Source organism: Streptomyces sp. Tu 3180 (assembly GCF_009852415.1).
Classification (GTDB): Bacteria; Actinomycetota; Actinomycetes; order Streptomycetales; family Streptomycetaceae; genus Streptomyces.
In genome coordinates this window covers 1,354,763-1,373,335 of record NZ_WOXS01000002.1, presented here as the reverse complement: position 1 = coordinate 1,373,335, position 18,573 = coordinate 1,354,763, and the positions used below count along the sequence as shown (strand labels likewise).

Annotated in this window: 17 protein-coding genes and 1 pseudogene; 8 read left to right on the top strand and 10 right to left on the bottom strand. The window is 74.8% G+C overall.

Features of this window, described 5'->3' with window-relative positions; genetic code table 11:
- Positions 1–94: 94 nt before the first annotated feature.
- The gene (locus GL259_RS07030) at positions 95–970 is read right to left on the bottom strand and encodes a hypothetical protein (RefSeq protein ID WP_159530242.1); all 876 of its coding nucleotides are present in this window, start codon (positions 968–970) and stop codon (positions 95–97) included.
- A 136-nt stretch (positions 971–1,106) separates the two neighbouring features.
- On the bottom strand, positions 1,107–1,403 hold the full coding sequence (locus tag GL259_RS07025; RefSeq protein WP_159530240.1) for a hypothetical protein: 297 nt from the start codon (positions 1,401–1,403) through the stop codon (positions 1,107–1,109).
- 98 nt (positions 1,404–1,501) lie between these two features.
- Here GL259_RS07025 and GL259_RS07020 point away from each other — a divergent pair, with 98 nt between their 5' ends.
- A complete protein-coding gene (locus GL259_RS07020; RefSeq protein ID WP_166461628.1) occupies positions 1,502–2,383 on the top strand; it encodes an oxygenase MpaB family protein in 882 nt (293 codons plus the stop codon).
- Positions 2,384–2,421: 38 nt separating this feature from the next.
- Here GL259_RS07020 and GL259_RS07015 read toward each other — a convergent pair.
- Positions 2,422–3,020, bottom strand: a pseudogene (locus tag GL259_RS07015) (class I SAM-dependent methyltransferase).
- 150 nt (positions 3,021–3,170) lie between these two features.
- On the opposite strand from GL259_RS07015, the gene GL259_RS07010 reads away from it, so the two are divergent.
- From GL259_RS07010 to GL259_RS06990, 5 genes are all read left to right on the top strand, one after another.
- Positions 3,171–3,944, top strand: a complete 774-nt coding sequence (locus tag GL259_RS07010) for an MHYT domain-containing protein (protein ID WP_159530236.1) — start codon at positions 3,171–3,173, stop codon at positions 3,942–3,944.
- A 63-nt stretch (positions 3,945–4,007) separates the two neighbouring features.
- Positions 4,008–6,545: a nitrate- and nitrite sensing domain-containing protein gene (locus GL259_RS07005; protein WP_159530234.1), complete on the top strand. Its 2,538-nt coding sequence runs from the start codon at positions 4,008–4,010 to the stop codon at positions 6,543–6,545.
- Complete coding sequence (locus tag GL259_RS07000) at positions 6,542–6,979, top strand: roadblock/LC7 domain-containing protein (RefSeq protein WP_159530232.1); 438 nt, start codon at positions 6,542–6,544, stop codon at positions 6,977–6,979. Before GL259_RS07005 ends, GL259_RS07000 begins: the two co-directional genes overlap by 4 nt.
- Before the next feature lie 22 nt (positions 6,980–7,001).
- Positions 7,002–7,412 (top strand): DUF742 domain-containing protein, encoded by a 411-nt coding sequence (locus GL259_RS06995; protein WP_159530230.1) that lies wholly within the window; start codon positions 7,002–7,004, stop codon positions 7,410–7,412.
- 106 nt (positions 7,413–7,518) lie between these two features.
- Positions 7,519–8,124, top strand: a complete 606-nt coding sequence (locus tag GL259_RS06990; RefSeq protein WP_159530228.1) for an ATP/GTP-binding protein — start codon at positions 7,519–7,521, stop codon at positions 8,122–8,124.
- Between the two features lie 27 nt (positions 8,125–8,151).
- Here the strand turns inward: GL259_RS06990 and GL259_RS06985 are convergent, their stop codons facing one another.
- Positions 8,152–8,580, bottom strand: a complete 429-nt coding sequence (locus tag GL259_RS06985) for a PPOX class F420-dependent oxidoreductase (RefSeq protein ID WP_159530226.1) — start codon at positions 8,578–8,580, stop codon at positions 8,152–8,154.
- Positions 8,581–8,699: 119 nt separating this feature from the next.
- On the opposite strand from GL259_RS06985, the gene GL259_RS06980 reads away from it, so the two are divergent.
- Positions 8,700–9,113: a roadblock/LC7 domain-containing protein gene (locus GL259_RS06980; protein ID WP_159530208.1), complete on the top strand. Its 414-nt coding sequence runs from the start codon at positions 8,700–8,702 to the stop codon at positions 9,111–9,113.
- Between the two features lie 251 nt (positions 9,114–9,364).
- Here the strand turns inward: GL259_RS06980 and GL259_RS06975 are convergent, their stop codons facing one another.
- Positions 9,365–10,234 (bottom strand): acyl-CoA thioesterase II, encoded by an 870-nt coding sequence (locus GL259_RS06975; protein WP_159530206.1) that lies wholly within the window; start codon positions 10,232–10,234, stop codon positions 9,365–9,367.
- Positions 10,235–10,253: 19 nt separating this feature from the next.
- Complete coding sequence (locus tag GL259_RS06970) at positions 10,254–12,767, bottom strand: DEAD/DEAH box helicase (protein WP_166461437.1); 2,514 nt, start codon at positions 12,765–12,767, stop codon at positions 10,254–10,256.
- A gap of 145 nt (positions 12,768–12,912) precedes the next feature.
- On the opposite strand from GL259_RS06970, the gene GL259_RS06965 reads away from it, so the two are divergent.
- Complete coding sequence (locus GL259_RS06965) at positions 12,913–13,707, top strand: metal-dependent hydrolase (RefSeq protein WP_159530204.1); 795 nt, start codon at positions 12,913–12,915, stop codon at positions 13,705–13,707.
- 97 nt (positions 13,708–13,804) lie between these two features.
- Here the strand turns inward: GL259_RS06965 and GL259_RS06960 are convergent, their stop codons facing one another.
- The 4 genes from GL259_RS06960 to GL259_RS06945 all read right to left on the bottom strand — a co-directional run bounded on the left by GL259_RS06960 (position 13,805) and on the right by GL259_RS06945 (position 18,473).
- Positions 13,805–14,059, bottom strand: a complete 255-nt coding sequence (locus tag GL259_RS06960) for a type B 50S ribosomal protein L31 (protein WP_159530202.1) — start codon at positions 14,057–14,059, stop codon at positions 13,805–13,807.
- A gap of 59 nt (positions 14,060–14,118) precedes the next feature.
- Positions 14,119–14,589: a DUF5709 domain-containing protein gene (locus GL259_RS06955; RefSeq protein WP_159530200.1), complete on the bottom strand. Its 471-nt coding sequence runs from the start codon at positions 14,587–14,589 to the stop codon at positions 14,119–14,121.
- Positions 14,590–14,862: 273 nt separating this feature from the next.
- A complete protein-coding gene (locus GL259_RS06950; protein ID WP_159530198.1) occupies positions 14,863–16,644 on the bottom strand; it encodes an ABC transporter ATP-binding protein in 1,782 nt (593 codons plus the stop codon).
- Positions 16,641–18,473: an ABC transporter ATP-binding protein gene (locus GL259_RS06945; RefSeq protein ID WP_159530196.1), complete on the bottom strand. Its 1,833-nt coding sequence runs from the start codon at positions 18,471–18,473 to the stop codon at positions 16,641–16,643. The genes GL259_RS06950 and GL259_RS06945 overlap by 4 nt, the downstream gene beginning before the upstream one ends.
- Positions 18,474–18,573: the final 100 nt, after the last annotated feature.

Here is an 18,573-nt window from a genome sequence, read left to right as displayed (position 1 = left end):
ACTTCCGTCATCCGTAGCCCTTCCGCAGCTCTTCCGCGCCCTTCCGCGGCCCTTCCACAGTCCTTCCGCGGCCCTCCGGCGGGACCGGGAGGGCTCAGAGGGGTCGTACGGCCATCCTGTCGAGTGCTTCGAGCAGTCCCGGCAGCTCCGGCCCCCGGCCCACCGGGAGCACCTCACCGGGTTCGTCGTCCAGCAGGACGAACGCGATGTCGTCGGTCCTGGCGACCAGCGACCAGCCGGGACCGTCGGCCCGCAGGATGCGCGCGCCGCCCGGCGCGAAGGACGAGCGGACCCGGCCGAGCGGCGGTGGCGAGTCGGCATAGGCGCGCGCCTCCGCCAGGACGCGCCGGATGCCGCTGCGGACCGGCCGCCGGCCGCCGCTGCCGCCTTCCCGCCCGCCGTCCTCCGCGCCGCCCTCCGGGGAGACCCCGGCGCCGCCGGCCGCCGCCCCCGAGCCGCCGGGCGCCGCGAACGCCGTGTCGTCGACCTGCTCCCGCCACATCGCCCACTGCAGCGCGATCTCGTCGGCGCCCAGGCGGCGCTGGGCGGGGCCCCAGACGCTCGTGTCCGGCGGAGACAGCGGGGGCCGGTCCGCGACGTCGGGGCCGGGATCGTGCGGCGCGGGCACGTTCGGCGCCGTGACGGCGACCGCGAGGGGCCAGCCGGGCAGCGCGGTCACGACCGTCCGCTCGTCCGGCGACAGGTCGTGCTCCATGCCGCAGTCCCAGGACGCGATCGCGACGGCGACCAGCGAGACGTCGTCGACGACGACCGTCCACCGGGCCCCCTCGCCGTCCTGCCCGAGCACCAGCCCGTACCCGTCGGCGAGCGGCGGGAGACCGAGCGCCGCACACGCCTCCGGGTAGTCGTCGCCCAGCACGCTCGGGAACTTCGCCGGCGTCAGCAGCACCGCCGTGAGCACGTAGAGCGCATCGTCGGCGGCGACGGCTTCCTCATCCGTCCCGGCCATCCCAGCCTCCCCATCGGTTCGTCCGTCGGCGCGCACCCTATGCCGCCCCCGGCCGCTTGTCACGACCCCGCAGCCGCACCCGGAGCTGCGGGTTTCCGGCCGGACGGGACGGATCGGCCGCGCACCGCCGCGGGGATCAGGCCGCCGGAAGCCCCAGCAGCGCACGCGCGACCGTCCGCGGGGACTCGTCACGCTCCCGCGCGAGCGCGATGACGGCCCGGCACGCCAGCTCGTTCACCCCGAACGACAGGGCCTCCGGCGACACCCAGCCGGCCGCCTCGTCGATCCGCTCCTGATCGTCCTCCGCGCAGGCCGAGACGTAGGCCGCGGCGGCCTCGAACAGGTTGTGCGGGCGATCCGCCCGCCCGGCCCGCCGGCGCGTGCGCACGCCGTCGGCCACTCTGACGCCGACCCTGCGAACCCTGCCCCACATGCGGCTCACCTTCCCCCTGTGCCGTTGTCCTCGCCGGTCTTTCCTCTCCTGCTGTTCAACGTAGGGTTGGAACTCCGTCGGCAGAAGGGGGCAGCGTGGTGAAGCGCTTCGAACGGCTGGAGCGGATCCGGCGGATGGACCCGTACCGGGAGGCCACGGAGATCTACCGGCTCAGCGTGGCGTACGAGTTCCCCTGGGACTTCGCCCGGGCCCTCGAACTGGCCCTCTACCGCACCTACGCCGTTCCCCGCATCGGCCGGCTGCTCGCCGAGACGGCGGAGCTCACGGACCGCACGCAGAAGCGCTACGACGACACCTCACTGCTCCTGGACGCCGTCGTCGAGCACGGATTCGGCAGCGACCGGGGCCGGACCGCGATCCGCCGCATCAACCGGATGCACCGCAGCTACGACATCCCCGACGACGACATGCGCTACGTCCTGTGCACGTTCGTCGTGATGCCCAAGCGCTGGATCGACGCCTACGGGTGGCGCAGGATGTCGCGCCACGAGACCGTCGCCGCCGCCGTCCACTACCAGACCCTCGGACGGCACATGGGCATCAAGGACGTCCCCGGGTCCTACGAGGAGTTCGAGACCTTCCTCGACGCCTACGAGGAAGCCCACTTCGGCTGGGACGAGGACGCGCGGCGGGTCTCGGACGCCACGCTCGACCTCATGGCCTCCTGGTACCCGCGCCCGCTCGCCCCCCTGCTGCGCACCGCCACGCTCGCCCTGCTCGACGAACCCCTCCTGCGCGCCTTCCGCTACACCCCGCCCGGCCCCGCCACGCGCGTGTGGGTGCGCCGCGCGGTACGGCTGCGGGGACGCGCCGTCCGTCTGCTGCCGCCCCGCGGCGCCCCGCACTTCGCCCGGCAGAACCGGGAGATCAAGGGCTACCCGAACGGCTACCGGCTGGAGGACCTGGGCACCCGCCCCGTCCCGGGACTGCGCGGCTGTCCGGTGCGGCACGCGGACTGAGGGACCCACCCCCCGGCCCGGGCCCCCGTCCCGGGAGCTCAGCCCTCGCGCACGGCGAGCACCAGGAACCGGGCGTCCTCGTCGGCGTACGAGGTCATGCGCCATCCCGAACGGGCGAGCAGCGGACGGAGATTCGGCTCCGCGCGCAGGTCGTCCGGTGTGATCGAGCGGCCCTGGCGGGCGGCGAGCGCCGCCCTGCCGAGCGGATGGAACAGCGCGAGCACGCCCCCGGGCCGCACCACCCGCGCGAGTTCCCGGAGGTTCGCGGCGGGGTCGGGCAGGTGCGCGATCAGGCCCGCCGCGAACACGGCGTCCAGCACCCCCGGGCGCAGCGGCAGCGCGGTGACGTCGGTCAGCAGCAGCGCCCCGTCGCGGTCCCGTCCGGCCCGTGCCGCCTCCCGCAGCATGGCCGGGGTCAGGTCCGCGCCGAGCACCACCCCGAGGGCCCCACGGCCGCACGCAACGGAGGCAGCGCCCGCCCCGTGCCGCAGCCCGCGTCGAGCACCCGGTCGCCCTCGCGCAGCCCGAGCCCGGCGACTGCGGCCGCGTAGGCGGGGCCGTCGTCGGGGAAGCGGCGGTCCCAGCCGGCCGCGCGTGCGCCGAAGAACTCCTGGACGTGTGTGTGGTCGTCGCTCATGCACCGCATGATCCCTCACCGGGGCGGACGACCCGCTGTGCGCACGTTCGGGCGCGACACGGTCGATCCGGCGCACCGCTGCGTCATCTTCCGACAGCTTTCGGAACGCGCCCCCTCCGCGCACCTGTGCCCCCCTAGCGTCCCGGGGCCATGGGACACCTGGACCACGCCACCCTGGGATGGCTCACCCCCGTGCTGTCGTACGCGATGGCCTGCACCGGTGCGGCCCTCGGGCTGCGCTGCACGGTACGCGCGCTCGCCGCCACCGGCCGCGCGCGCCGCAACTGGCTGGTCACCGCGGCCTCGGCGATCGGCACCGGCATCTGGACCATGCACTTCGTGGCCATGCTCGGCTTCGGCGTCAGCGGCACCGGCATCCGCTACGACGTGCCGCTCACCCTCGCGAGCCTGTTCGTCGCCATGGCCGTCGTCTGCGCCGGCGTGTTCGCCGTCGGCCACGGCCCCGGTCGTGGCCGGGCCCTGCTGCTCGGCGGGCTCACCACCGGTCTCGGCGTCGCGAGCATGCACTACCTGGGCATGGCGGCGGTGCGCCTGCACGGCGACGTGAGCTACGACCCGGTGCTCGTCGGCCTCTCCGTCCTCATCGCCGTCGTCGCGGCCACGGCGGCCCTGTGGGCGGCGCTCAACATCGAGTCACCCGTCGCGGTCACCCTCGCCTCCCTGCTCATGGGCGCGGCGGTCAGCAGCATGCACTACACGGGGATGCTCGCGGTGAGCGTGCGCGTCACCCCCTCCGGCGAGGAACTGCCCGGGGCCACGGCGATGCAGTTCGTCTTCCCCCTCGCGGTCGGCCTCGGGTCCTACCTCTTCATCACCTCGGCCTTCGTCGCGCTCTCGCCGGCGACGCAGGAGCGCGGGAGGCCCGCCCCGGCCCGGCGGCCGGCCGGGGGCGCCGCCCAGTGAACGTGCCCGCCGCGCCGGGACCCGCCCCGGCCCGTCCCCGCACCCCTTCCGAGCGAGGAGTCCATGCGCACACCCCGTAGGACCCCGGCACCCCGCGACGAGGCGCCGCCCCCGCCTCCCGTGCGCGGCCGGCGCGCGCACGCCGGGCCACCGGCCGACGAAGGCCCGGACGCCCCGGACGAGCCGGCACCGGGCACCGCGCCCCCGTCCGCGCGACGCGGACTCACCGGGCCCCGCACCGTGCGGGCCAGGGTCATCTGCCTGCTGATGGTGCCGGTCGTCTCCCTGCTGGCCCTGTGGGGCCACGCGACCGTGACCACCGCCCAGGACGTCGCCCGGCTGCGCCAGGCCCAGCGCGCGGACGCCGCCGTCCGCGCCCCGCTCCTGGCCGCCGTCGCCGCCCTGCAGGACGAGCGCGCCGCCGCGGTGCGCCGCGCCGCCCACGCCCCGGCCGTACGGACCGACGAACTGACGGAGCTCGCCCGGCGCACCGACCGGGCCGTCGCGAGGCTGCGGCTCGGCGAGCGCGGGACCGTCGCCGACGGAGAGGACCTGCCCCGCGCGGTGTCCGGCCGGCTGGAGGCCTTCGTCACCGGGGCGGAACGCCTGCGCCCGCTGCGGACGGCGGTGCGCGAAGGGCACGCGGGCTGGGCGCGGACGTACGACCGGTACACGGACACCGTCGCCACGGCCTACGGCGTCGGCGGCGCCCTCACCGGCGTCCGGGACGCCGGCCCCGGCTCCGACGCGCGCGTGCTGCTCGAGTTCTCCCGCGCGGGCGAGGCCCTGGCCCAGGAGGACGCGGTCCTGGCCGGCGCCCGCCCCGACGGCGGACTCGGCGGAGAGCGGCTGAGACGGTTCACCGGGGCCGTGGCGCTGCGCCGCGCCCTCACCGGATCGGCCGTCGCGGACCTGGACGGCCCCGGGCGCGCCGCCTGGAACGCCCTCGCCCGCGGCGGCGCCCCCGAAGCCCTGGACGCCGCCGAGGACGAGGTGCTCGCCGCCGGCCCGGGCGGCCGGGCCCGCACCGCCGCCGAGCGGGACGCCTGGGACGCGGCACACGCGCGCGTCCGGGACGGGATGCGGACCGTCGAGGCCGACGCGGGCAGCGGTGCGGCGCGCCGGGCCGACCCGTTCACCCGCGGGCTGCTCACCCCGGCCGGCGCCGCGGTGCTCCTCGGCCTCGCCGCCGTCGCCGCCTCCCTCGTCATCTCCGTGCGCATCGGCCGCGGCCTCGTGGTCGAACTGGTCGGCCTGCGCGACGACGCCCTGGAGATCGCCCGCCGCAAACTCCCCGAGGCGATGCGGAGACTGCGTGCGGGCGAGGGGATCGACGTCCGGGCCGAGGCCCCGCCCGGACCGCCCGCGCGGGACGAGGCCGGCCAGGTCGCCGAGGCCCTCGGCACGGTGCACCGCGCCGCCCTGCGCGCCGCCGTCGAGCGCGCGGAACTGGCGGACGGCATCTCCGGCGTCTTCGTCAACCTCGCCCGCCGCAGCCAGATCCTCGTCCACCGGCAACTGAGCCTGCTGGACGGCATGGAACGCCGCTCCGACGACCCCGACGAACTGAGCGACCTCTTCCGCCTCGACCACCTCACCACCCGCATGCGGCGCCACGCGGAGAGCCTGATCATCCTCTCCGGAGCGGCACCGGGCCGCGCCTGGCGCAGGCCGGTCCCGCTCACCGACGTGGTGCGCGCGGCCGTCTCCGAGGTCGAGGACTACGCGCGCGTGGAGGTACGGCAGCTTCCCGAGGCGTCCGTCGTCGGGACGGCCGTCGCCGACCTCACCCACCTGCTGGCCGAGATCATCGAGAACGCGGCGCAGTTCTCCCCTCCCCACACACGCGTGCGCGTCACCGGCGAGCCCGTGGGCAACGGCTACGCCGTCGAGGTCGAGGACCGCGGTCTGGGCATGGGCCGGGAGGCCCTCGCGGAGGCCAACCGCCGCATCACCCGGTCGGAGGCGCTCGACCTGTTCGACAGCGACCGGCTCGGTCTGTTCGTGGTCAGCAGGCTCGCCGCCCGGCACGGCGTCAAGGTGCACCTCAGGACCTCCCCCTACGGCGGCACCACCGCGGTCGTCCTGCTCCCCACCGCCCTGCTGGACGGCACCGCGGCCGAACCCCCCGCCGACGGCGCGGCGGGGACGCGGCGGCCCGACCGGCACGCCCCCGCGCCGCGGCCCGACGGCCTCGCGCCCCCGCAGGCCCTCCCCGCACCGGACGACCGGCGCGCACCGGCGGCTCCCGTCACCGCCGTGCCGGCCGGCACCGCCGGCACGGCGCAGGGCGCCGTCCCGGACCGGCCCCCGGGCGTCGCCACCCTGCGACCGCGCCGCCGGGAGGAGGAGCCGGCCGGTTCCGACGGCCTCCCGCGCCGCGTGCGGCAGGCCAGCCTCGCCCCCCAGCTGCGCGCGGACCACCCCCGGCCCGCCGCGCCCCCGCACCACGGCGAGGGCCGGCACGACCGCACCCCCGAACTCGTACGGGACCGCATGACCGCCTACCGCGACGGCTGGGCGCGTGGCGGCGGCGGACGACCCGGCCGCGGCGTCACCCCGGGACCGGCCGGGCACAGCAGCGAAGGAGATCCCGCATGATCCAGGACCCACGCACCGGAGCCGGCCGGCGGTCCGGCGAACTCGACTGGCTGCTGGACGACATGGTGCTGCGCGTCGGCGACGTACGGCACGTCGTGGTGCTGTCCGACGACGGCCTCGCCGTGGGCGCCTCCGGCGGCCTCGGACGCGAGGACGCCGAGCACCTGGCGGCGGTCGCCTCCGGCTTCCACAGCCTCGCCAAGGGCGCGGGCCGGCACTTCGGGGCCGGCGCGGTGCGCCAGACCATGGTCGAGATGGACGACGGCTTCCTGTTCGTGGCCGCCGCCGGGGAGGGCTCCTGCCTCGCCGTCCTCACCGCCGTGACCGCCGACATCGGCCTGGTGGCCTACGAGATGGCACGGCTGGTCAAACGCGTCGGCGAGCACCTCCGCACCCTGCCGCGCGCCGGCGCGCGGCCCCCCGCCGCCGGATGAGGCGAGGAAGCGGTCCGAGCAGATGACCGAACACACGACGGGCGTCCCGCACGAACGGGGCGGCCACTGGTACGACCACGAGGCCGGGCCCCTCGTCCGGCCGTACGCCGTGACCGGCGGACGCACCAGACCCGGCCCCGGCGGAGCGCGCTTCGACCTGATCGCCCTGGTCACCCTGGACCCGGGCGCACCCGGCGCCGACGACCCGGCGCTCGGACCGGAACACCGTGCCCTGATCGGCCTGTGCCGCCCGGAGACGCAGTCGGTCGCCGAACTCGCCGCGGGCGCCGATCTGCCCGTCGGTGTGGTCCGGGTGCTCCTCGGCGACCTGCTGGAACGCGGCTGCGTCACCGTCAGCCGCCCCGTACCGCCCGCCCGCCTGCCCGACGAACGCGTTCTGCGCGAGGTGATCGAAGGACTGCGGGCGCTGTAGCGGCCCCGCACCCGCCGTCCGGACGCCGCGCGGCGGCGGCTCCCCGGACCCGCGGCACACCCGTACCGCTGCCGACCGCGGCCGGCACTCCAGAGAGAAGTGATCCATGGTTCCCGAACACCCCGGCGCCGCGGGCGGCGAGACGGCCGCACTGGCGCTGAAGATACTGGTCGCCGGCGGGTTCGGCGTCGGCAAGACCACCCTGGTGGGCGCGGTCAGCGAGATCCGGCCGCTGCGCACCGAGGAACTGCTGAGCGAGGCGGGCCGGTCGGTGGACGACACCGACGGCGTCGACCGGAAGGTCACCACGACCGTCGCCATGGACTTCGGGCGCATCACCATCCGGTCCGGACTGTCCCTGTACCTCTTCGGCACACCGGGACAGGACCGCTTCTGGTTCCTGTGGGACGAGCTGGCGCAGGGCGCCCTGGGCGCGGTGGTCCTCGCCGACACCCGGCGCCTGGAGGACTGCTTCCCCGCGGTGGACTACTTCGAGCACCGGCGCATCCCCTTCGTGGTCGCCGTCAACTGCTTCGAGGGAGCCCGGCGGCACGACGCGCGGACCGTGTGCCGGGCGCTCGACCTGGACGAGGGCACCCCCGTCGTGCTGTGCGACGCGCGCGAGCGCGACTCGGGGAAGGAGGTGCTGATCCGGCTCGTGGAGTACGCCGGGCGGGTGCACGCCGCCCGGCTGCTCGACTCGGTGGGGTGAGCGGAGCCCGCCGCCCGCGGCCGGGTCTCAGTCCGCGACGCCCTTCTCCGCCAGGACCTTCCCGATCGTGACGCGGACGAGGAGTTCGCCGGGCACGCCGTTGCGGGCCCCGAACTCCTCGGCGCGGTCCTCGCCCATGTACCGCCCGCCGATCCGGGCGGCCCAGCGCCGGAGCTCCCCGGGGTCCGCCGACAGCCGCGCCCGGCCGTGCAGCACCACGTGGGCGAACGGCGGCCGGTCGTCGTCCACGCAGAGGGCGACCCGTCCGTCACGGGCCAGGTTGCGTCCCTTCACGGTCCCCTCGCCGGTGGTGAACACCACCTCGTCGCCGTCGAGCAGGAACCAGACCGGGGCCACGTGCGGACTTCCGTCGGCGCGGACGGTGCAGAGCTTGGCGGTGCGGGTCCCGGACGAGACGAACTCCCGCCACTCCTCGTCGGTCATCTTCTGTCCCATGGCTCCCATCCTCCTTGCCCGGCGCCCGGTCGTGGGGAAGGCTGGCGCGGGGACCCTCCCGCCAGGAGGGGACGGCGGGCGGGGAAAGCCACGGGGAAGAACACGGGGAGATTCACGACATGGCGCAGAACCGGGGACTCGACTGGCTGCTGGACGACCTGACCCAGCGCGTCGAACACGTACGGCACGCGCTGGTCCTGTCCAACGACGGGCTGGTGACGGGCGCGAGCACGGGGCTGCGCCGGGAGGACGCGGAGCACCTCGCCGCCGTGTCGTCCGGACTGCACAGCCTCGCCAAGGGCTCGGGGCGGCACTTCGGTGCGGGCGGGGTGCGGCAGACGATGGTCGAGTTCGACGACGCGGTGCTCTTCGTCACCGCGGCCGGCGCCGGCAGTTGCCTGTGCGTCCTCAGCGGCGCCGAGGCCGACATCGGCCGGATCGCGTACGAGATGACCCTTCTGGTCAACCGGGTCGGCGAACATCTGGACGTGGACGCCCGCCGGCCGGATCCCGGTCCCTCCACGGGCCTGTGACCTGATCGTCCGCCAACCCCGTGGAGCCGCCCACGGGTCCGCCGCGAAGCGTGACGGAGCCGCCGCGTCTCCCGGGCGGGCGCACACGGCGCCGGCCGCCCGCACTCCACGGGGGAGACGGGCGTGTCCGGACGCCGTCCTCTCCCGCACGCCGCCACCACCGCCGGACGGGCCACGGCGGCACGTGGCACCCGGGCCTCCCCGTACGCGGCGGGGACCCGCCCCGCCCCGGTGCCCGGCGACGGCGGGGATCAGCCCAGCCTGCGGAAGAGTCCCTCCTGGACGACGGAGACCAGCAGGCGGCCGTGCAGGTCGTAGATCCGGCCGCGGGCCAGGCCCCGTCCGCCCGTGGCGATCGGCGACTCCTGGTCGTACAGGAACCACTCGTCCGCGCGGAACGGGCGGTGGAACCACATGGCGTGGTCCAGCGACGCCATGTCGAAGCCGCGCGGACCCCACAGCGGTTCCACCGGGATCCGGACGGCGTCCAGGAGGGTCATGTCGCTGGCGTAGGTCAGGGCGCAGGTGTGCACCAGCGGATCGTCGCCGAGCGGACCGACCGCGCGCATCCACACCGCGCTGCGCGGCTCGGCGCCCTTCACCTCGTCCGGGTCCCAGCGCAGCCGGTCCACGTAGCGGATGTCGAAGGGCTGGCGGCGGGCCATCCGCTCCAACTGCTCCGGCAGCGCACCCAGATGCGCGCGGATCTCGTCCGTGACCGTCGGCAGCGACTCCGGGTCCGGGACCTCGCGGGCCGGCGGCAGCTGGTGCTCGAAGCTCCCCTCCTCCGGCTGGTGGAAGGAGGCGGTGAGATTGAAGATCGTGCGGCCCTGCTGCACCGCGGTGACCCGGCGGGTCGTGAACGACCGGCCGTCCCGCACCCGTTCGACCTGGTACACGATCGGCACCCCGGGCCGGCCCGGGCGCAGGAAGTACGCGTGCAGCGAGTGCACGGGACGGTCGCCCTCCGTGGTGCGGCCCGCGGCGACCAGGGCCTGGCCGGCCACCTGGCCGCCGAAGACCCGCTGCAGCGACTCCTGGGGGCTGCGGCCGCGGAAGATGTTGACCTCGATCTGCTCCAGGTCGAGCAGGTCGACGAGCCTTTCGGCCGGGTTCGTCATGGGTGGGATTCTCCTGTGTTCACAACTGGCCGACGTCGGTGACGCGGACGACGGCGCGGCCCTCCGCGTCGGAGGCCGTGAGGTCGACCTCGGCGCTGATGCCCCAGTCGTGGTCGCCGGCCGGGTCGTCGAAGATCTGCCGGACCCGCCACAGCGCGTTCTCCGGCTCCTCCTCGATCAGCAGCAGCTTGGGCCCGCGGGCGTCGGGGCCGGTGCCGAGTTCCTCGTGCTCGTCCCAGTACCTGTCCATCGCCTCGCCCCAGGCGTCGGCGTCCCAGCCCGACTCGGCGTCCAGCTCGCCCAGTTCGTCCACCTGGTCGAGCGCGGCCAGCTCGACGCGGCGGAACATGGCGTTGCGGACCAGGACGCGGAAGGCGCGCGCGTTGGCGGTGACCGGCTTGACCTGGTCGGCCTTCTCCTGGGCCTCCTCGGCGGTCATCTCCTCGGGGTTGGCCAGCTGCTCCCACTCGTCCAGCAGGCTGGAGTCGACCTGGCGCACCGTCTCGCCCAGCCAGGCGATCAGGTCCTGGAGGTCCTCGGACTTGAGGTCGTCCGGGACGGTGTGCTCCAGGGCCTTGTAGGCGCCGGCGAGGTAGCGCAGCACGATGCCCTCGGTGCGCGCCAGCTCGTAGAGCGACACCAACTCGGTGAAGGACAGCGCCCGTTCGTACATGTCCCGCACCACGGACTTCGGCGACAGCGGATGGTCGCCGACCCAGGGGTGGCTCTTGCGGTAGGTGTTGTACGCGTGGAAGAGCAGCTCCTCCAGCGGCTTCGGGTAGGTGATGTCCTGGAGGCGCTCCATGCGCTCCTCGTACTCCACCCCGTCCGCCTTCATCGCGGCGACCGCCTCGCCGCGCACCTTGTTCTGCTGGGCGGCGAGGATCTGGCGCGGATCGTCCAGCGTGGACTCGACCACGGAGACCATGTCCAGCGCGTACGACGGCGACTCGGGGTCGAGCAGCTCGAACGCCGCCAGCGCGAAGGTGGACAGCGGCTGGTTCAGCGCGAAGTCCTGCTGGAGGTCGACGGTGAGGCGGACGATGCGGCCCTCGGCGTCCGGCCGGTCCAGCTTCTCGACGATGCCGCCGTCCAGCAGCGACCGGTAGATGGCGATCGCCCGCCGGATGTGCCGCAGCTGCTGCTTGCGCGGCTCGTGGCTGTCCTCCAGCAGCCGCCGCATCGCCTCGAAGGCGTTGCCGGGCCGGGCGATCACCGACAGCAGCATCGCGTGCGTCACCCGGAAACGGGACGTCAGCGGCTCCGGCTCGGAGCCGATGAGCTTCTCGAAGGTCTGCTCGGTCCATCCGACGAAGCCCTCGGGCGCCTTCTTGCGCACGACCTTGCGCCGCTTCTTCGGGTCGTCCCCGGCCTTGGCCAGCGCCTTCTCGTTCTCGATGACGTGCTCGGGGGCCTGCGCCACGACGAAGCCCTCGGTGTCGAATCCGGCGCGTCCGGCGCGGCCCGCGATCTGGTGGAACTCACGGGCCCGCAGCGTGCGCACCCGGTTGCCGTCGTACTTGGTCAGGGCCGTGAACAGCACCGTGCGGATGGGGACGTTGACGCCCACGCCGAGCGTGTCCGTGCCGCAGATGACCTTCAGCAGTCCGGCCTGCGCGAGCTTCTCCACCAGCCGCCGGTACTTGGGCAGCATGCCGGCGTGGTGCACGCCGATGCCGTGCCGGACGTAGCGGGAGAGGTTGCGGCCGAACTTGGTGGTGAAGCGGAAGTTGCCGATCAGCTCGGCGATCTTCTCCTTCTCCTCCCGCGAGCACATGTTGATGCTCATCAGCGCCTGCGCCCGCTCCACGGCCTGCGCCTGGGTGAAGTGCACGATGTAGACCGGGGCCTGCCGGGTCTCCAGCAGGTCGGTGAGCGTCTCGGTGAGCGGCGTGTACCGGTACTCGTAGGACAGCGGCACGGGCCGGGTGGCCGAGCGGACCACCGCCGTGGGACGGCCGGTGCGGCGGGTGAGGTCCTTCTCGAAGAAGGAGACGTCGCCGAGCGTCGCCGACATCAGCACGAACTGCGCCTGCGGAAGCTCCAGCAGCGGGATCTGCCAGGCCCAGCCGCGGTCCGCCTCCGCGTAGAAGTGGAACTCGTCCATCACGACCTGGCCGACGTCGGCGTCCTTGCCGTCGCGCAGCGCGATCGACGCCAGCACCTCGGCGGTGCAGCAGATGACCGGGGCGTCGGCGTTGACGGACGCGTCGCCGGTGAGCATGCCGACGTTCTCCGTGCCGAAGATCTTGCACAGCTCGAAGAACTTCTCCGACACCAGCGCCTTGATGGGGGCCGTGTAGAAGGTGACCTCGTCGCGGGCCAGAGCGGCGAAGTGGGCCCCCGCGGCGATCATGCTCTTGCCGGAGCCGGTGGGTGTCGACACGATCACGTTCGCCCCGGAGACCACCTCGATCAGCGCCTCCTCCTGATGGGGATAGAGCGTGAGACCGCGCTCCTGGGCCCAGGACTCGAAGGCTTCGTACAGGGCGTCGGGGTCGGCGGTCGGCGGCAGCTGATCGATGAGGGTCACGCCCCCATCTTGCCTGGCCTCCCGTCCGATGCGGGAATCGGATGCGGGCGCGAAGATCGCGAACGCTACGCTGTGTCGCCGGCGGAGCGCCAACGCGCCCGGCCGGCCGGGCGACGGCGGACGAGGAATGGGGCGGGCAACGGCGATGATGGGACCAGCACACTCACTGTCGGGCGCCGCGGCCTGGCTCGGCGTCGGCGCGGCGACGGCCGCGGCCGGGCACCCGATGCCCTGGCCGGTCCTCCTGGTCGGCGCCCTGGTCTGCGCCGGTGCCGCGCTCGCCCCGGACCTGGACCACAAGGCGGCCACCATCTCGCGGGCCTTCGGGCCGCTGTCCCGCTGGCTGTGCGAGATCGTCGACAAGCTCTCCTACGCCGTCTACAAGGCCACCAGGAAGCAGGGCGACCCGCGCCGCTCCGGCGGGCACCGCACGCTCACGCACACCTGGCTGTGGGCCGTGCTGATCGGCGCCGGCACCGCGGTCCTGGCGATCACGGGAGGCCGCTGGGCGGTGCTGGCGATCCTCTTCGCGCACATGGTGCTGGCCATCGAGGGCCTGCTGTGGCGGGCGACCCGGGGGTCCGGCAGCGATGTCCTGGTGTGGCTGCTGGCGGCGACCAGCTCGTGGATCCTCGCCGGCGTCCTGGACGAGCCGGGCAACGGCTCCGACTGGCTGTTCACCGCGCCGGGCCAGGAGTACCTGTGGCTTGGTCTGCCGGTCGTCCTGGGCGCGCTGGTGCACGACATCGGGGACGCGCTGACCGTGTCCGGCTGCCCGGTCCTGTGGCCCATACCGGTGGGCCGCAAGCGCTGGTACCCGGTCGGCCCTCCGAAGGCCATGCGGTTCCGGGCGGGCAGCTGGATCGAACTCAGGGTGCTGATGCCGGCGTTCATGCTGCTGGGCGGCGTGGGCTGCGCGGCGGCGCTCAACGTGATCTGAGGCGCGCGGGCACCCCGCGGTGGTGCGCCGGGGGGCCGCGCCGGCGGGGGCGGCCCCCGGGCGGCGCCACCGGCCGGCCCGGCGCGCGGCCGCCGGTTCAGCCGGACCCCTCACCGCCGTAGCGGCGCTCGAACCGGGCGACGCGGCCCTCGGTGTCCACCGTCCGGGCCTTGCCCGTGTAGAACGGGTGGCTCTCCGAGGAGATCTCCACGTCCACCACCGGATAGGTCTCGCCGTCGTCCCACTCGATGGTCTGCTCGCTCGTCGCCGTGGACCGGGTGAGGAAGGCGTAACCGGCGGCGCGGTCACGGAAGACCACGGGGTGGTAGTCGGGGTGCTTGTCCTGCTGCATGGATGCTCCTCGGGCGACTCGGGCGGGCGCGACGGAGGGGGAACGGCGGGTTCGGCGGGTCAGCCGGGCAGGGTGTCCTCGTCGACGATGTGCACGGCGGCCTCCTCGGCGGAGGCGGCCGCGCCGTCGATGCCGACGTCGCTCGCCACCAGGGCCTCCTCCTCGTCCTCGTGCGCCCCTTCGTCGGGGGCCACGAGCCGGCCGGAGCGCGCGGCGCCGACCTCGTTGTCCAGGAGCTCGCCGTCGGTGTCCTGGGTGTCGCCGAGACCGTCGCCGTCGGGTACGCCGACGTCCGGGAGTTCTTCGGAGAGCCGCTGGTCGAGCGTCTCTCCTCGCAGGCGCTCCGCCGCCGTCACCCCGACGTGCTCCACGGCCCAGGGCCGCTCGGGAGGGGACCAGCCCGGGTCGAGGGGGTCGTCGGTGCCGTCGAACGCCAGGGTGTCCTCGGTGTCGAGCACACCCGTGTCCTCGAGCTGCCCGTCCTGCTGGGGCTGGTAGACGTCGTCTCCCCATCCGTCGGCGCTGTTCACGGGTACCTCCAGGGGGTGGGGACGGCCCCTTCTCGCCGCGGACCGCGGCGGGCCACCGCTGCACGGGGCACCGGCGCCACCCGTACCCGGTCCGCCGGGCCCCCGGGGGGTTCCCCGAGCCGGTGCTGACTCCAGCCTTCCACCGGTGTTCCCCACCGCGCAACGGCACGCCCCGGCCGGGGTCACGCCGTCGCCCCGCTCCGGGCCCCCGTGCTCCGGACCGCCCGCCGCCCGGATCGCCCGCCCGACGCCACCGTGCCCCGCGGGCGCCGCTCACCCGTGCCAGGACCGCCACAGCGCCGCGTACGCCCCGTTCGCGGCGACCAGCTCGTCATGGCTGCCGAGTTCGCTGATGCGGCCGTCCTCCACGACGGCGATGACGTCCGCGTCGTGGGCGGTGTGCAGACGGTGGGCGATGGCGACGACGGTCCGGCCGTCCAGGACGCGGGCCAGGGAGCGTTCCAGGTGACGTGCCGCACGCGGGTCGAGCAGCGAGGTCGCCTCGTCCAGGACCAGCGTGTGCGGATCGGCCAGCACCAGCCGGGCCAGGGCGATCTGCTGGGCCTGGGCCGGCGTGAGCGGCAGGCCGCCCGAGCCGACCTCGGTGTCCAGGCCGTCGTCGAGCGCGCGCGCCCACCCGTCCGCGTCGACCGCGCCCAGCGCCGCCCACAGCTCGGCGTCCCCGGCGTCCGTCCGGGCGAGCCGCAGGTTGTCGCGCAGCGAGCCCACGAAGACGTGGTGCTCCTGGTTGACCAGGGCCACGTGCGCCCGGACCCGCTCCGCCGTCATCCGCGACAACTCGGCGCCGCCCAGGGTGACCCGGCCGTCCCGGGGCGCGTAGATCCCCGCGAGCAGCCGGCCCAGGGTGGACTTGCCCGCGCCCGAAGGGCCGACCAGCGCCAGCCTGGTCCCCGGGGCGACCTCGAGCGACACCTCGCGCAGGACGTCCACGCCCTCGCGGTAGCCGAAGTGCACCCGCTCCGCCCGCACCCGGCGTCCGTCGGGGACCAGGGCGGCGTCACCGGCGTCGGGCTCGATGTCCCGGACCCCGACCAGCCGGGCCAGCGACACCTGGGCCACCTGCAGCTCGTCGTACCACCGCAGGATCAGTCCCACCGGGTCGACGAGCATCTGAGCGATCAGGGCCCCCGTCGTCAGCTGGCCGACGCCGATCCAGCCCTGCAGGACGAACACACCGCCGATCATCAGCACCGAGCCGAGCACGGTCACGTGCGTGATGTCGATGACGGGGATGAGCACCGACCGCAGCCAGAGCGTGTACCGCTCCCAGGCCGTCCACTCCCTGATCCGCCGGTCCGACAGCGCCACGCGGCGCGCGCCGAGGCGATGGGCCTCGACGGTCCGCCCCGCGTCCACGGTCTCGGCGAGCGCGGCGGCCACGGCGGCGTACCCGGCCGCCTCCGAGCGGTAGGCGGCCGGCGCCCGCCGGAAGTACCAGCGGCAGCCGGCCACCAGCAGCGGCACGGCCACGAGCACGGCCGGCGCCAGCTCGGGCACCGTGACGACCAGCCCGCCCAGCAGCAGGACGGCCCACACCACGGCGATGGCCAGCTGGGGCACGGCCTCGCGCATGGCGTTGCCGAGCCGGTCGATGTCGGTCGTGATCCGCGACAGCAGGTCACCCGTGCCCGCCCGCTCCAGCACGCCCGGCGGCAGTCCGACCGACCGCACCAGGAAGTCCTCGCGCAGATCGGCCAGCATCCGCTCGCCGAGCATCGCCCCGCGCAGCCGCACCTGCCGGACGAACACCGCCTGGACGGCCAGCGCCAGCACGAACAGCGCGGCCGTGAGCCCCAGATGCGGTTCCCGCGCCCGCTCCGCGACCCGTTCCACCAGCCCGCCCAGCAGGTACGGGCCCACCATGGAGGCGACCACGGCGACCGTGTTCACGGTGACCAGCAGCAGGAAGGCCCGCCGGTGCCGGCGCAGCAGCCCGCTCACGTAGGCGCGCACGGTCGCGGGCGCGCCCACGGGCAGGGTGCCGGCCGTGGTCGGGGCCGCCGGGTCGTAGGCCGGTGGCGCCACGCCGATCATGCTGTCTCCTCGATCTCTTCCAGCTCCCGCAGCCGGTGCCGGACCTCGTCCCCGCGCAGTGCGCCGTCCCCGTCGAGGCCCCCGGCCGACGCGGCCCCGTCCTCGGTCTCGCGCGTCACCACGGCCCGGTACCGGGGCTCCGCGCGCACCAGTTCGCGGTGGTCGCCGACCGCCGCCACGGTGCCGCCGTGCAGGAACACCACCCGGTCGGCGAGGTCCAGCAGCAGCGGGGACGAGGTGAACACCACGGTGGTGCGCCGCGCCCGCAGCCCGCGCACGCCCCGGGCGACACGGGCCTCGGTGTGCGAGTCGACGGCCGAGGTCGGCTCGTCCAGGACGAGCACCTCGGGATCCGTGACCAGGGAACGGGCCAGCGCGAGCCGCTGGCGCTGGCCGCCGGACAGGGACCGCCCGCGCTCGGTGATCCGGGCGTCCATCGGGTCGTCGGCGCCCAGGGAGCCCTGCACCAGTGCCGCCAGTACGTCCCCGCACTGCGCGGCGTCCAGCGCGTCGCGCGGGTCGACCGCACCGGACGCGGGCACGTCGAGCAGTTCGCGCAGGGTTCCCGACAGCAGCACCGGGTCCTTGTCCTGCACGAGGACGGCGGCGCGGGCGGAGTCCAGCGGCAGTTCGTCCAGGGGCACCCCGCCGAGCAGCACCGGGGTGCCCTGTTCCGCCGCGTGCCCGCCGAGCCGTTCGGCCAGCCGTCCCGCCGCGTCCGGATCCCCGCACACCACGGCGGTGAACCGGCCCGCGGGCGCGAGCAGACCGGTCACCGGGTCGTACAGGTCACCCGTCGGGGCCTCGGCGTCACGGGTGCCCGCGGTGTCGGTGGCCCGCTCCAGCGACAGCACGCGCGCGGCCCGCCGGGCCGAGGGACGCGAGAAGGAGTACGCCATGGCGATCTCCTCGAAGTGACGCAGCGGATACGTCAGCACCATGACCGAGCTGTAGACGGTGACCAGTTCGCCGACGGCGATGCGGCCCTCGCGGGCCAGGCGGACCCCGTACCAGACCACCGTGACCAGCAGCAGTCCCGGCAGCAGCACCTGGATCGCGGCGATCAGGGACCACATCCGGGCGCTGCGCACGGCGGCGCGGCGGACCTCCTGGGAGGCGCGGCGGTAGCGGTCGAGGAACAGCTCCTCGCCGCCGATGCCGCGCAGCACGCGCAGCCCGGCGACGGTGTCCGAGGCCAGTTCGGTGGCCCGGCCGGCCTTCTCGCGCTGGATGTCGGCCCGCCGGGTGGCGTGCGGCAGCAGCGGCAGCACCGCGATCGCCAGCACGGGCAGGCCCACGGCCACGACCACGCCGAGCGCCGGCTGGTAGACGATCAGGCCGACGCAGACCAGCACGACGGTGACCGCCGCCGCGGTGAACCGCGACAGGGCCTCCACGAACCAGCCGATCTTCTCGACGTCGCCGGTGGAGACGGCCACGACCTCACCGGCCGCGACGCGCCGCGTCAGCGCCGAACCCAGCGTCGCGGCCTTGCGGGCCAGCAGCTGCTGGACGCGGGCGGCGGCGGTGATCCAGTTGGTCACGGCGGCACGGTGCAGGAAGGTGTCGCCGACCGCGTTGCCGGCGCAGGCCAGCGCCATCAGGCCGCCGGCCAGCGCGAGCCGGCCGCCGGAGCGGTCGACGGCGGCCTGGACGGCGACACCGACGCAGAACGGCAGCGAGGCGACGGAGGCGAAGTGCAGCAGGCCCCAGGCCAGCGACTTGAGCTGCCCGGACAGCTGGTTGCGGAAGAGCCACCACAGGAATCGGGGACCCGAGCGCGCGTCGGGCACACCCGGGTCGGGGAACGGAAGGTCCTGGATCTGCATGACGTCCCAGTGGCTCGGGTCAGGAGGGCGGCGGGAAGCGGCCGGAGGGGAGCACGGGCGAGCCGCACGCCGCCGGACGGCAACAGCAAACCGTGACAGG